Consider the following 13,370-nt stretch of genomic DNA (forward strand, 5'->3'; position numbering starts at 1 on the left):
TTTCACTTTTCTGTCATAAGGATCAAAAAACAGCGGAAAAGCAGAAGGCCGGCCCCAAGGGGCCGGCCTTCCTCTATATATAGCAATAGCGGGAATCAGAACCTGTTCCCGCTCCAGGCTGCCCCGGGCAAATGCCTTCGTATATCTGGTACCTGGCCACAGCGCCAGATATACCTACGCTCAAACGATTTTCAACGCCTTGAGAATGACCAGTGATTTCTCTTCAAATGCTTTGGCCTGCGCCAGCAATTCGGCCATATTTTCTTCGGCCGTGCTCAGGGGCCTACCCTCCTTGACGATGCCCTCACCCTGTTCGCCGAGGATGCCCCATGCCAGTTGCGCCCATTCGGCCGGGTACTTTTTACCTTGCTTGATCGATATCAGGAACAATTGCTGGAAGCGGCTGATCGGCACACCGCCTCCGGTCACCGGGCTGGCAAGGATCTGGATATGGTTATTGAACAACGAGCGTTTACACAGATGCAGATTGAGGGCCGCGCAACGTGTCTGAACCAACTTCTCGGCTGCCTCGCTCTGGCAAGGTGCCACGACCCCCATACCGACCAGCACACTGATAGCCTGTTCCAGGTCGCCATAAGGCACAGAGGGCGTGGCCGCCAACAATTGCCGCAAGGTCTTCGGTACATAGGCCTTGGCCGCCAAGGCCTCAAGGACGGGAGCGTATATTTCCGCCAGCAGCGAGGCCTCGCCTGCCGGACCGCTGACGGCACCCGGTACGCTTTCTGCCGCCTGAAGCATGACAAAACGTGTATTGAGCATGCCCTCGCGCCGCTCCGCAGCCGACAATCTGCTAGCGCCACGCAGGTACAGATCTCGACGGAAATGCTGATTGACGAAGTAGTCACGCGCCTGCTCGCGCATGATCGGGTGCTCGATACTCTCCAGAAACGCCATACCTTCAGCGTTCAGGTTGAGCGGATCCACCGAATCCAGTGGCGCGGCCGTCGTGGCATAGTCGAGCTTGGCGGGAGACAGGGCATCCACCACGTCAGTGAAGTACATGCAGTTCCAGTCGCGATTGAAATACTCATGGGCAACGTACTGGCGATTCTGCCCCTTGATGCCCTGCAGTTTGGCGCTCAGGTTCGGAGCCGTGTTGGCGTATTGGGGGTTTGCCGCCAGCAGCGCCTCGGAAAATTGCAGCGCTGCGTCTATACGTTCGGCCGGGCGCACGGAGGCGTTGGAGCCAAAGCGGTCGTGGAGGCTGAACAGCTGACGCAACGGCGCCGAAGGAGACCAGCCGGGAAAGCAGTTGTAGCTGATATATAGCAGACCACCAGGCTTGAGATATCGACGGGCGAATTCGACAATCAGCTTTTGGTTATCACGACTGACCCAGGTCCAGATGCCATGCAAGCTGATGCTGTCAAATTGCGGCAAGTCATCACGAGCCAGTAATTGTTCGAAGCTGTCGTCATAGAGCCGGGCATCGCTACCGCAGGCGGTCGCCAACGCGCTGGCATGAGCCGCCTGGGCGGGATGGAAGTCCGTGCCTACGTAGCATCCCGGGTTCGCCGCGGCATGGATATTGACCGAAACACCCTGGCCAAAACCCAACTCGCAGTGATAGGCGCTGGCACTCTCCAGACTTGCAAAGCCACGCAACAACAGGCAGTAGCGCTGGAAAACCGGATTGATCTCCCGGCTATACCCGTAGGTGTAACCTTCGTCCGTGAAATAGCCTTCACTCCAAGCTTCGCTCATGGCTGACATCCTTCCATCTTTTGTCGAGAGTAAAAAGATTCCCCTTATAAGGGCTCGCCATTGCGCACCACAAGCGGAAAATCTCGCATAAGGTGTGGTGACAGGAGGCTTGGAATTAGATGGTGTCCCAGGGCCGGTTCGAACGGCCAACCTTCCCCTTAGGAGGGGGATGCTCTATCCAATTGAGCTACTGGGACAACGCTCGGCCACCAGGACAGGCGGCGCGAAGGACGGCGTGCATGTTAACGGGCATGCCGTCGTTTGTCATGTCGTCCCTGGGCTTTTTAACCGTAGGCTGCCTCCCGCGAGCGCAGCCCGGCGCGTGTTGAGCAACCGCAACGCGCCACCCGGTAGCAGCTGTCAGACGTTTCATCGGGCATTTTGCATTATTACAAAACGCCATCATTGCAAAGTGCATGGTCCACACGTCCGAAACAAAAGCCAAGCTGTTGTTTTAAAAGTGTTTTTTCTGATAAAAAGCTTGGCATGCAGCCTGCTCTGACTCTCTCCACGGAAAACCGCCTGATTCAGTATCAGCCATGGAGAGCCTTTCGATGAATACGCCCATTCTTTTGACATTGAATGCACTGGCATTGATCGCACTGACCGCTTTCCATTTTCAACCGGAGCCAGAGTCCCTGCCCTACGCCCATGCAGGCCCACAACAGGCCGCACAACGGGCAGTCATGAGCGATCACCTGACCCACAGCAGCACCCTGGGCGAGCAGCGCCAGGCAACCGTCGCCACCGGCGAGACGGTCCGACTGACGTTCTGAGCCCACTCCACCAAGGAATTCCCATGTCCAGATACGCCATCACCTTCCTGATCCTGACCTTGTTCGCCAGCACCGCCCTGTGGATGGTTCCCGCCGACGCCTTCACCCTACCGCTGGTCGTCGCCACCAGCCTGTTTGCTGGCCTTTTCGTCCTGGCTTTGTTCGCTGGTCGGAAAATCCGCTTCGATCCGGTCTTGCGCACCTCCGAAGACTAGAAAACCAGCAAATTGCCACTACGCTTTAACATTAGAAGCAAAAGGCCAGGCCAGCGGGTAAAATCCGCGGCGCCCAGGCCAGACGCTTCCTGACAGGCCCGGGATGGCCGATCAGCAGGGCGTGACTGGATGAAACTTTCAAACCAGTGCGCATTTCTGATAATTGGTGCTGGCATATTGCCCTTGTCCAGTTCAATATTTGTCACAGAATTGACGCCAAGGATCTGGCAAATTTGAGGCATGATGCGGGCCTCATTTCAATTCAGGTTGAACATTTGGCCAAGCATGCTGTCCTACTGACATCCTGCGGCCAATTCCGAGAACCGCTCCCCTGAACTAACCGGTTTAAAACTATGCGCCCATTGAAACAGGCAATTTATTCCAGCCGTACGGCTGACAAATTCGTCGTGCGTCTGCCCGATGGAATGCGTGAACGCATCGCCGAGGTGGCTCGTAACCATCACCGCAGCATGAATTCCGAGATCATTGCACGCCTGGAACAGAGCCTTATTCAGGAAGGTGCACTGGGCGACGAGTTGAGCATGCGGCTGGACAGCCCTGAGCTCTCTCTGCATGAGCGCGAATTGCTCCAGCGTTTCCGCCAGCTCTCCCATCGCCAGCAGAATGCACTCGTGTCGCTGATCGCCCATGACGCCGCCGAAATGGCAGACGCCAGCTGATTCATCCCTGAAAGCTCAAGCCAGCGGTGTGCTGGCTTTTTTTTGCCTGGGATTTGGCGGGGAACTGTTTAGAGCAGGAAGATGGTCGCCAGACCCAGGAAGATGAAGAAGCCGCCGCTGTCGGTCATGGCGGTGATCATCACGCTCGCCCCCATCGCCGGGTCGCGCCCCAGGCGCGCCAGGGTCATGGGGATCAATACGCCCATCAAGGCCGCCAGCAGGAGGTTGAGGGTCATCGCCGCGGTCATCACCACACCCAGCGACCAGCTGCCGTAAAGCAGATAAGCGACCACGCCGATCACCCCGCCCCACACCAGACCGTTGATCAAACCCACCGCCAGTTCCTTGCGCATCAGCCGCGAGGTATTGCCGGTACTGACCTGGTCGAGCGCCATGGCGCGTACGATCATGGTGATGGTCTGGTTACCCGAGTTGCCGCCGATGCCCGCCACGATCGGCATCAGCGCGGCCAGGGCCACCAGCTTCTCGATGGAGCCCTCGAACAGGCCGATCACCCGCGAAGCGACAAAGGCCGTGATCAGGTTGATTGCCAGCCACGCCCAGCGGTTGCGCAGGGATTTCCAGACCGAGGCAAAGATGTCCTCCTCTTCGCGCAGACCGGCCATGTTGAGGACTTCGCTTTCGCTTTCCTCACGGATCAGGTCGACCATTTCATCAATGGTCAGACGGCCGATCAGCTTGCCGTTCTTGTCCACCACGGGCGCGGAAATCAGGTCATAACGTTCGAACGCCTGGGCCGCGTCGTAGGCATCCTCATCCGGGTGAAAGGTCACCGGGTCGCCGGCCATGACATCGGCCACCTGCTTCTCGGGATCGTTGACCAGCAGACGCTTGATTGGCAGCACGCCCTTGAGCACGCCGTCGTAATCGACCACGAACAGTTTGTCGGTATGGCCCGGCAGTTCCTTGAGCCGACGCAGGTAGCGCAATACCACTTCCAGGCTGACGTCTTCGCGGATGGTGACCATCTCGAAGTCCATCAGCGCACCGACCTGCTCCTCGTCATAGGACAACGCGGAGCGAACACGCTCACGCTGCTGGCCATCGAGGGCTTCCATCAGTTCGTGGACAACGTCTCGCGGCAGCTCGGGAGCCAGGTCAGCGAGTTCGTCGGCGTCCATTTCCTTGGCGGCGGCCAGGAGCTCCTGATCGTCCATGTCGGCGATCAGGGTTTCACGGACGGAGTCGGACACTTCGAGCAGGATATCGCCGTCACGCTCGGCCTTGACCAACTGCCAGACGGTCAGGCGATCGTTCAGGGGCAAGGCTTCGAGAATATAGGCGACGTCGGCGGAGTGCAGGTCATCGAGCTTGCGCTGCAATTCGACGAGGTTCTGCCGGTGCACCAGGTGTTCCACCCGGTCGTGATGAGGGCCTTCCTGACGATGCGTCAGGTCTTCGACCACCCGCTGGCGCTGCAACAGGTCGACGACCTGGGCAAGACGATCCTGCAGGCTGTCCTGGCTTTTCTTTACTTCAATTTCGGTCATAGGCGAACTCCACTCCCAGCAGCGGGGCACGCCGGAAGGATCAATCAGTCAATTCGTGATTGGCAAAGCGAGAGATTAAGTAACTACTGGGTAAGTCCATGGAAATATTCCAAAAACCCCGGCGGGGCTGACGGGCGCAATCATACACTGTCCCCACCCTTTCAAGACCAGAAATCTTGGCAAGAACAAGCGCTTGCAACACCTGGCCGAGGCTTTGCGCCGGCCTTTTCCCTACGACGACTCATCCTGAAAAGAAAACACACGCCCCAGGCAACAGCCCACGACTAGGCTGAGTGAATGATCGTCAAGGAGGACGTCCGATGCTACCCGGAAGCCATCTATCACTGCTGCTCGCACTCTGCCTGCCCTTCCCGGCCGGCGCCGCCATCGTCCATCGCTGCGAGAGCGACAGCGGCCATATCACCTTTACCACACTGGGTTGCGCGGCAAACGAAACGCTGCAGCCCCAGCGCGCGCACAACCCCGCACCAGGAAGCAGGCCTGTCCCGCTCAACAGAGCGAAACCAGTCACCGCAACACCAAGGGAGCTGACCGTAGTCGGTGAACATGATGACGGCTGCGCCAATCTGTTAAGCCCACAGGAAAAACGTCGGGCGATCATCAATCAGCAGGTTCGTCCCGGCATGAGTCGCCTGGAAGTGGAAAGCGCCCTGGGCAGGCCGGATCGGATCAGCACGAGCAACACCGCAACGCGCTATCACTACAACCTGAAGCGGGGTCGTAGCAGTCTGGTGGTGCTGGATGAGAAAGGATGTGTCAAAGGCTAGCCGGCGTCACATACTCAAACGCCAGACAGCAAAAAGCCCGCAACCAGTGCGGGCTTCTTGGTGTATGGTGCACTCGACAGGATTCGAACCTGTGACCGCTCGGTTCGTAGCCGAGTACTCTATCCAGCTGAGCTACGAGTGCATGTGTGTTTTTAGACCAGATCACAACTGGTTGAAGCCACGTTGTTTGTATCACTACCCACAACGCTTAAATGGTGCACTCGACAGGATTCGAACCTGTGACCGCTCGGTTCGTAGCCGAGTACTCTATCCAGCTGAGCTACGAGTGCATTTGATGCCGCGCATTATAGGCCGTGAAATCTTTTTGTAAAGCGCTTTTTTCTAGTAATTTCAACAACTTACCGAAGAAGCCAGACTCACACGTACTACACAAATAATGGCGGAGAAGGGGGGATTCGAACCCCCGACACCCTTTTGAGGTGTACTCCCTTAGCAGGGGAGCGCCTTCGGCCACTCGGCCACCTCTCCGCAACACGGGGCGTATAATAACCAACCTTTCCCCGTTTGCAAAGCAAAAAATCAAATAAAATTAATGGCTTGGTTCTTCGTCCTTCTCTTTCTTGATCCGCAGGTAGATTTCCTCACGGTGTACGGCCACTTCCTTGGGGGCATTGACCCCAATTCGTACTTGATTTCCTTTGACGCCAAGCACGGTCACAGTGATTTCACCGTCACCGATGATCAGGCTCTCTGCGCACCGACGAGTCAGAATCAGCATACCTTTCTCCTACACGCACTTCAGTTCAGGGACAACAGTCTGCAAAAAGGGCTTCGGCTTACAGGCTATATAGCCATTGCCCTACACCCCTAAGTATTGACCAGCGCAGGCAAAAGAACAGCACCCACCCACGCCTATCAAGAAAAACAAAGGGCGCGGTTCAACCGCGCCCTTGGGGACTACGCGTCACTCGCCCTGTCGGGCCGGTGCGTCCAGCTCGAAAGCCGTGTGCAGCGCCCGTACCGCCAACTCCAGGTACTTCTCTTCGATCACCACGGAGACCTTGATCTCCGAGGTCGAGATCATCTGGATATTGATGCTTTCCTTGGCCAGGGCCTCGAACATGCGGCTGGCCACGCCAGCGTGGGAGCGCATGCCGACGCCAACGATCGACACCTTGGCGATCTTGGTGTCGCCGACCACTTCACGGGCACCGATCTCACGCGCGGTGTTTTCCAGGACGGTTTGCGCGGCCTGGTAGTCATTGCGGTGCACGGTGAAGGTGAAGTCGGTGGTGTTATCGTGCGCAACGTTCTGCACGATCATGTCGACTTCGATGTTCGCGGCACTGATCGGGCCGAGAATCTTGAAGGCCACGCCGGGGGTGTCTGGCACGCCACGGATGGTCAGCTTGGCTTCATCGCGGTTGAAGGCGATGCCGGAAATGATCGGCTGTTCCATGGATTCCTCTTCATCAATAGTAATGAGGGTACCCGGACCCTCTTTGAAGCTGTGCAGGACGCGCAGCGGAACGTTGTACTTGCCGGCGAACTCGACCGCACGGATCTGCAACACCTTGGAACCGAGGCTGGCCATTTCCAGCATCTCTTCGAAGGTGATCTTGTCCAGGCGCTGGGCCTGGGCGACGACGCGCGGATCGGTGGTGTAGACGCCGTCGACGTCGGTGTAGATCTGACATTCGTCAGCCTTCAAGGCTGCCGCCAGCGCCACGCCGGTGGTGTCGGAACCGCCACGCCCGAGGGTGGTGATATTGCCGTGCTCGTCGACGCCCTGGAAACCGGCGACCACGACCACGCGACCGGCCTTCAGATCGCCACGAATCTTCTGATCATCGATCTGCAGGATGCGCGCCTTATTGTGCGCGCTGTCGGTCAGGATTCGCACCTGGTTGCCGGTGTACGAGACCGCCGGCACACCGCGCTTGATCAGCGCCATGGCCAGCAAGGCAATGGTCACCTGCTCGCCGGTGGAAACGATCACATCCAGTTCACGGGGAACCGGCTGCTGATCGCCACTGATCTGCTTGGCCAGCTCGATCAGGCGGTTGGTCTCGCCGCTCATCGCGGACAGTACAACCACCAGGTCATCACCGGCCTCACGGAACTTCTTAACCTTGTCGGCTACCTGCTCGATTCTCTCGACGGAGCCGACCGAGGTACCTCCGAATTTCTGTACGATCAAAGCCATTTCTAAGCCGCCTCAGCCCGTAAAGGGGCGCCCATTAATCATTCAACTTCACAGCTGTGGTGCCTGCCACTAGACAGCAGGCACCCGTCGCGGCCTTAAACGCCCTGTTCGACAAAGGGTACGGTCAGGGCCAGCGCGGCATCCAGTTGCGCAGCGTCGATACCGCCGCCTTGCGCCATGTCCGGACGACCGCCGCCCTTCCCGCCCACTGCCGCAGCGGCTTGTTTCATCAGATCACCGGCTTTGAGTTGGCCAGTCAGGTCCTTGGTCACGCCTGCGACCAGAACGACCTTTTCCTCATGGACACTGCCGAGCAGGATCACTGCGCGACCGAGTTTGTTTTTCAGTTGATCGACCAGCGCCAGCAGCGCCTTGCCATCCTGCCCATCCAGGCGCACGGCCAGGACCTTGACGCCCTTGACGTCCAGGGCCGAAGCCGACAGGTCGTCGCCCGCCGCGCTGGCGGCCTTGGCCTGCAATTGCTCGAGCTGTTTTTCCAGCAGGCGGTTGCGTTCCAGCACCGCCGACAGCTTGTCGATCAGGTTGTCGCGACTGCCCTTGATCAGGTTCGCGGCTTCCTTGAGTTGCTCTTCCGCAGCGTTCAGGTAAGCCAGTGCCGCAGCCCCCGTGACCGCTTCGATACGCCGTACGCCCGAGGCGACGCCGCCTTCGCTGGTAATTTTCAGCAGGCCGATATCGCCGGTGCGGTTGGCGTGGATACCGCCACACAGCTCAACGGAGAAATCGCCGCCCATGCTCAGTACCCGAACGTTGTCACCGTACTTCTCGCCGAACAGCGCCATGGCGCCTTTCTTCTTGGCGGTGTCGATATCGGTTTCTTCGGTTTCCACTGCCGAGTTCTTGCGGATCTCGGCGTTGACGATGTCTTCCAGGGCCTTGAGCTGCTCCGGCTTGATGGCTTCGAAGTGGCTGAAGTCGAAGCGCAGGCGCTGACTGTCGACCAACGAACCCTTCTGCTGGACGTGCTCGCCCAACACCTGGCGCAACGCGGCGTGCAGCAGGTGCGTGGCCGAGTGGTTCAGGGACGTGGCGTGGCGCACATCGGCAGCCACCTGGGCGTCAACCTGGGCCCCGACCAGCAAGCTGCCCTGTGCCAGGACACCGTGGTGCAGGAACGCGCCGCCGGTCTTGGTGGTGTCGCGCACCTCAAAGCGGCCGGCAGCCGCCTTGAGATAACCGCAATCACCGACCTGGCCGCCCGACTCCGCATAGAACGGCGTCTGGTCGAGGACGACAACGCCCTCTTCGCCTTCATTCAAGACGTCGACCGACTGCCCTTCTTTATAGAGCGCCACGACTTTCGCCGAACCGCTGGTAGCACTGTAGCCGGTGAACTCGGTGGCGACGTCGACCTTGACCAGGCTGTTGTAGTCCATGCCGAAGGAGCTGGCCGAACGTGCACGCACGCGCTGGGCTTCCATCTCGCGCTCGAAACCGGCCTCGTCGAGGGTCAGGCTGCGTTCGCGGGCGATGTCGCCGGTCAGGTCCATCGGGAAACCGTAGGTGTCATACAGCTTGAACACCACGTCGCCCGGAACCACCGAGCCCTTGAGCTCGGCCAGGTCCTGCTCGAGGATCTTCAAGCCCTGCTCCAGGGTCTTGGCGAACTGCTCTTCTTCAGCCTTGAGCACGCGCTCGATATGCGCCTGCTGGGATTTCAGCTCAGGGAAGGCTTCGCCCATCTCGGCGACCAGGGCCGCAACGATCTGATAGAAGAAGCTGCCCTTGGCGCCCAGCTTGTTGCCATGACGGCAGGCCCGACGAATGATCCGACGCAGCACATAGCCACGGCCTTCGTTGGACGGCAGCACGCCGTCGGCAATCAGGAAGCCGCAGGAGCGAATATGGTCGGCGACGACTTTCAGGGACGCCTGGTTGTCGTTGGTGCAACCGATGGCCTGGGCCGAAGCGCTCAGCAGGCTCTGGAACAGGTCGATTTCATAGTTGGAGTGAACGTGCTGCAGTACCGCACTGATCCGCTCCAGGCCCATGCCGGTGTCCACCGACGGTGCCGGCAACGGATGCAACACGCCGTCGGCGGTGCGGTTGAACTGCATGAACACGTTGTTCCAGATTTCGATGTAGCGGTCGCCGTCTTCTTCCGGCGAGCCGGGTGGGCCGCCCCAGATATCGGCGCCGTGATCGTAGAAAATCTCGGTGCACGGACCACACGGGCCGGTATCGCCCATGGTCCAGAAGTTGTCGGACGCATAAGGCGCGCCCTTGTTGTCACCGATACGGACCATGCGCTCGGCCGGCACGCCGACTTCCTTGGTCCAGATATCGTAGGCTTCGTCGTCGGTCGCATAGACCGTGACCCAGAGCTTTTCCTTCGGCAGGTTCAGCCACTTGTCCGAGGTCAGGAAGGTCCAGGCGAAGGTGATCGCATCACGCTTGAAATAGTCACCGAAGCTGAAGTTGCCGAGCATTTCGAAAAAGGTGTGGTGACGGGCGGTATAACCGACGTTTTCCAGGTCGTTGTGCTTGCCGCCGGCGCGCACGCATTTCTGACTGCTGACCGCGCGGGTGTAGGCGCGCTTTTCCTGGCCCAGGAAGCAGTCCTTGAACTGGTTCATCCCCGCGTTGGTGAACAGCAGGGTCGGGTCGTTGCCCGGAATCAAAGAGCTGGAGGCTACACGGGTGTGGCCTTGCTGTTCGAAGAAGCGAAGGAAGGCTTCACGGATTTCTGCGCTTTTCATAGGTTCTTCCACGGAGTCTGCGGCCAAACGCAAGTGCATCACATCCAAAAGGGTTTGCGACTTGCAAAGGGCCGCATTATATCGGCCCTGCGCCTTGGGTACAGTGTGTTTATACGATAGAAACCGTCAATTGGACCGCCTGCTACCTCATTCACGGCCAAATTCGGCCAATACTGCAACAACTTGTTCAATTTGCGTACGCCGGGTGTCCCTATACCCCGGGTCGTTTCAGCGTGTTCGACGACAGGTCGCGCCGACGTTTGCTGAAGAATTTCGATAGTCATTATCGAAACGACGACATGCGCCCTCTGAAAATATATGTTAAAAACTGGGCGCTGCCAGAAAGTCTGGCGGCAACGTTCTCAGGGCGGGGTGCAATTCCCCACCGGCGGTAATGGCGCGCAATGCGTCTAGCCCGCGAGCGCTTGACGATTTCCACGGCCTTGGCTGTGGCTCGACAAGGTCAGCAGACCCGGTGTGATCCCGGGGCCGACGGTCATAGTCCGGATGAAGAGAGAACGGGATTGAGACCCAGGGGCCGTCCGCTGAATCCGTAGATGCCTGCGAGCATCCCACGGCGACGCTGAACGTACCCTTGAATCCCATTCGATTCATATCGCCCTGTTTTTCACACAAACAGGAGTCAGAACAGATGCAACCCACCACGATTCATCACAACCAACGTATCGCCTTCATCCAGGCCTGCTGGCACAAGGATATTGTCGATCAGGCGCGCCACGGCTTCGTCTCGGAAATCGCCAAGCTGGGCTATCAGGAAAGCGATATCGATTTCTTTGAAGTCGGCGGCGCGTTCGAAATTCCCCTGCATGCCAAGCTGCTGGCCAAGTCCGGGCGTTATGCCGGCGTGGTTGCCGCAGGCCTGGTGGTCGACGGCGGGATCTATCGCCACGACTTCGTCGCCACCGCGGTGATCGACGGCCTGATGCAGGTCCAGCTGGACACCGAAGTGCCGGTGTTTTCAGTGGTCTTGACCCCACACCACTTCCACGCGGGTGAAGAACACCAGAAGTTCTTCTTCGATCACTTCGTGCACAAGGGCCAGGAAGCGGCCAAAACCTGCGCCGACACCCTGAGCAAACTGCGTGCCCTGCCACGCCCGGCAGCGCAGAAACTGGCGGTCTGACTGCCCCGCACCTGCCGGCCCGGGCCGGCAGGTCATTGCCAATGCATAACTATCTACGCTCTCCCCGCTTCGTCTTTGCAGTTAAGTGAACTCGACATTTCGCCCTACCAGGGCTTTCGAGAACCACCGCCTGCGGAGACACCTCAACGTGAACGACTTCTCCAGACTTGGCCCAAGCCAGCCGGTCATGCCTCACCAGGAACACTGGATCGACGGCACCATCGAAACCGCGCATTCCCTTGTCGAACCCTTGAACCAGTACCCTGACGACCAGAGGATCCTGCACACCCACCGGCTCCACCTGGATAAAAACGTCCGGGTGGAACGCCAGCAACTCAAGGCCCCGCCCGACTACCGGGGACCGGCCGATCATCTGCGTTTCACCATCGGTGGCAGCGACAACCGCGTGCATCTGTACCAGTCCGATCATCTAGTGCTGGATATCAATGGCTGGCGTTATCACCTGACAACCGTCTCCTCCGGGCAGGTCATCGTGCTGGACACACAAGGCGGCGATGACGATATCAGGGTGGACGACGAGGTACGGATCGCGGTGTTCATCCATTCAGGAGCGGGAAACGACCGATTGTTTTGCGGGGGCGGCTTCACCAAGGTCGATGCGGGACCTGGCAACGATCGGATTTTCACGCGCTCCGGCGCCAGCTATATCGAAGCCGGGGACGGCAACGATATTGTCAGCGCCCATGGCAACGGCCCCATGACCGTCTATGGAGGCCAGGGCCATGACACCTTGAGCGCAGGCGAAGGCAGTTGTTTCATCGACGGTGGCCAGGGCGACGATGTGCTATTGGGCGGCAAAGGCCACAACGTGCTCAGCGGTGGCGACGGCGACGATCAGATCACCCCCGGTCTCGGCCGCACGACGATCTACACCGGAACAGGCACGGACTTCGTCGCCCACCTGAGACCCGGCGTCCAACTGTTCAATGCCTACTCCGCCTCCGAACCCGCGCCAGCGACTATTCCCGATGATCCCGGCGTCATCATCGCCGCCAAGGGACTGGACAGTTGCGGCGTGATCGTCGATGGCACGCCCCGGTTCCAGGAACGGGTCAATGACGACCTCAGACTGCTGCTGGGCTCCGGCAACGGCCGGCAACTGCTGGGTGCCCTGGGTCAGATCGCGCACAAGAGCGGCGTGCCCGTGCTGATCAAGGAATTGACCGAGGAAGAAAACGGCATGTGCTTTCCGGGACGCGCGCAGCAGGGCGACCCGTTTATCCACGATGGCAAGGTCGGAGCTCCGGCCCTCGGTTGTACGGTGTATTACAACCCCTCGTTTCTCAAGGGCGAAGTCACCAGCATCGTTCATCTCTACCACGAGCTGTGCCATGCCTATAACCACGTGACAGGGACGATTTTTCCCGGTTGGGGGGCAGACGGTGTGGACGCGGGCAAGCCTCGCGACTCGGTCCCCAACGCGGAGCTCCAGGCCGTCGGGTTGGCGGCTCACGCCCCGGCCTTCGACTTCGACGCCAATCCCGCGACACCGCCCCTGACCACCAACCCCGAGGCCTTTACCGAAAACGGGCTGCGCCTGGAGTTCGGTATTCCGCCGCGCAAGCAATACCGGGAAGAGTAAACGGATTCGCCTTCCATCCGCACCCGACCTTAACGGAGCCT

The 13,370-nt window shown here is 59.2% G+C and carries 11 protein-coding genes, 4 tRNA genes and 1 riboswitch; of the genes, 6 read left to right on the forward strand and 9 right to left on the reverse strand.

Annotated features, from left to right (window positions below):
* Positions 1–180: 180 nt before the first annotated feature.
* Both CWE01_RS32915 and CWE01_RS32920 read right to left on the reverse strand, forming a co-directional pair.
* Positions 181–1,725, reverse strand: a complete 1,545-nt coding sequence (locus CWE01_RS32915; RefSeq protein WP_100944728.1) for a class I SAM-dependent methyltransferase — start codon at positions 1,723–1,725, stop codon at positions 181–183.
* A 120-nt stretch (positions 1,726–1,845) separates the two neighbouring features.
* Positions 1,846–1,922: transfer RNA gene (locus tag CWE01_RS32920), tRNA-Arg, on the reverse strand.
* Positions 1,923–2,279: 357 nt separating this feature from the next.
* Between CWE01_RS32920 and CWE01_RS32925 the strand changes: the two genes are divergently transcribed.
* From CWE01_RS32925 to CWE01_RS32940, 3 genes are all read left to right on the forward strand, one after another.
* Complete coding sequence (locus tag CWE01_RS32925) at positions 2,280–2,501, forward strand: hypothetical protein (RefSeq protein WP_100944729.1); 222 nt, start codon at positions 2,280–2,282, stop codon at positions 2,499–2,501.
* A 23-nt stretch (positions 2,502–2,524) separates the two neighbouring features.
* Positions 2,525–2,716 (forward strand): PA3371 family protein, encoded by a 192-nt coding sequence (locus tag CWE01_RS32930; RefSeq protein WP_100944730.1) that lies wholly within the window; start codon positions 2,525–2,527, stop codon positions 2,714–2,716.
* Positions 2,717–3,069: 353 nt separating this feature from the next.
* Complete coding sequence (locus CWE01_RS32940; RefSeq protein ID WP_040070182.1) at positions 3,070–3,396, forward strand: Arc family DNA-binding protein; 327 nt, start codon at positions 3,070–3,072, stop codon at positions 3,394–3,396.
* Positions 3,397–3,464: 68 nt separating this feature from the next.
* Here CWE01_RS32940 and mgtE read toward each other — a convergent pair whose 3' ends face one another.
* On the reverse strand, positions 3,465–4,907 hold the full coding sequence (gene mgtE, locus CWE01_RS32945) for a magnesium transporter (RefSeq protein WP_100944732.1): 1,443 nt from the start codon (positions 4,905–4,907) through the stop codon (positions 3,465–3,467).
* A 320-nt stretch (positions 4,908–5,227) separates the two neighbouring features.
* Here mgtE and CWE01_RS32950 point away from each other — a divergent pair, with 320 nt between their 5' ends.
* Entirely contained in the window at positions 5,228–5,695 is a 468-nt protein-coding gene (locus tag CWE01_RS32950; RefSeq protein ID WP_100944733.1) for a cell envelope protein SmpA, read from the forward strand.
* 65 nt (positions 5,696–5,760) lie between these two features.
* Here CWE01_RS32950 and CWE01_RS32955 read toward each other — a convergent pair.
* From CWE01_RS32955 to alaS, 6 genes are all read right to left on the reverse strand, one after another.
* Positions 5,761–5,837: transfer RNA gene (locus CWE01_RS32955), tRNA-Arg, on the reverse strand.
* Between the two features lie 71 nt (positions 5,838–5,908).
* Positions 5,909–5,985: transfer RNA gene (locus CWE01_RS32960), tRNA-Arg, on the reverse strand.
* 108 nt (positions 5,986–6,093) lie between these two features.
* A tRNA-Ser gene (locus CWE01_RS32965) sits at positions 6,094–6,184 on the reverse strand.
* Positions 6,185–6,245: 61 nt separating this feature from the next.
* On the reverse strand, positions 6,246–6,434 hold the full coding sequence (csrA, locus tag CWE01_RS32970; RefSeq protein WP_002554426.1) for a carbon storage regulator CsrA: 189 nt from the start codon (positions 6,432–6,434) through the stop codon (positions 6,246–6,248).
* 186 nt (positions 6,435–6,620) lie between these two features.
* Positions 6,621–7,862, reverse strand: a complete 1,242-nt coding sequence (locus CWE01_RS32975; protein ID WP_100944734.1) for an aspartate kinase — start codon at positions 7,860–7,862, stop codon at positions 6,621–6,623.
* 95 nt (positions 7,863–7,957) lie between these two features.
* Entirely contained in the window at positions 7,958–10,582 is a 2,625-nt protein-coding gene (gene alaS, locus CWE01_RS32980; protein ID WP_100944735.1) for an alanine--tRNA ligase, read from the reverse strand.
* A gap of 354 nt (positions 10,583–10,936) precedes the next feature.
* Positions 10,937–11,106, forward strand: a riboswitch (FMN riboswitch).
* Between the two features lie 128 nt (positions 11,107–11,234).
* On the opposite strand from alaS, the gene CWE01_RS32985 reads away from it, so the two are divergent.
* Together CWE01_RS32985 and CWE01_RS32990 are read left to right on the forward strand one after the other, a co-directional pair.
* A complete protein-coding gene (locus CWE01_RS32985; RefSeq protein WP_100944736.1) occupies positions 11,235–11,726 on the forward strand; it encodes a 6,7-dimethyl-8-ribityllumazine synthase in 492 nt (163 codons plus the stop codon).
* Positions 11,727–11,874: 148 nt separating this feature from the next.
* Positions 11,875–13,329 carry a M91 family zinc metallopeptidase gene (locus tag CWE01_RS32990; protein WP_100944737.1) on the forward strand — a complete coding sequence of 485 codons (1,455 nt, stop codon included), beginning with the start codon at positions 11,875–11,877 and terminating at the stop codon, positions 13,327–13,329.
* Positions 13,330–13,370 lie beyond the last annotated feature (41 nt).

Source organism: Pseudomonas sp. QS1027, assembly GCF_002814235.1.
Taxonomy (GTDB): domain Bacteria; phylum Pseudomonadota; class Gammaproteobacteria; order Pseudomonadales; family Pseudomonadaceae; genus Aquipseudomonas.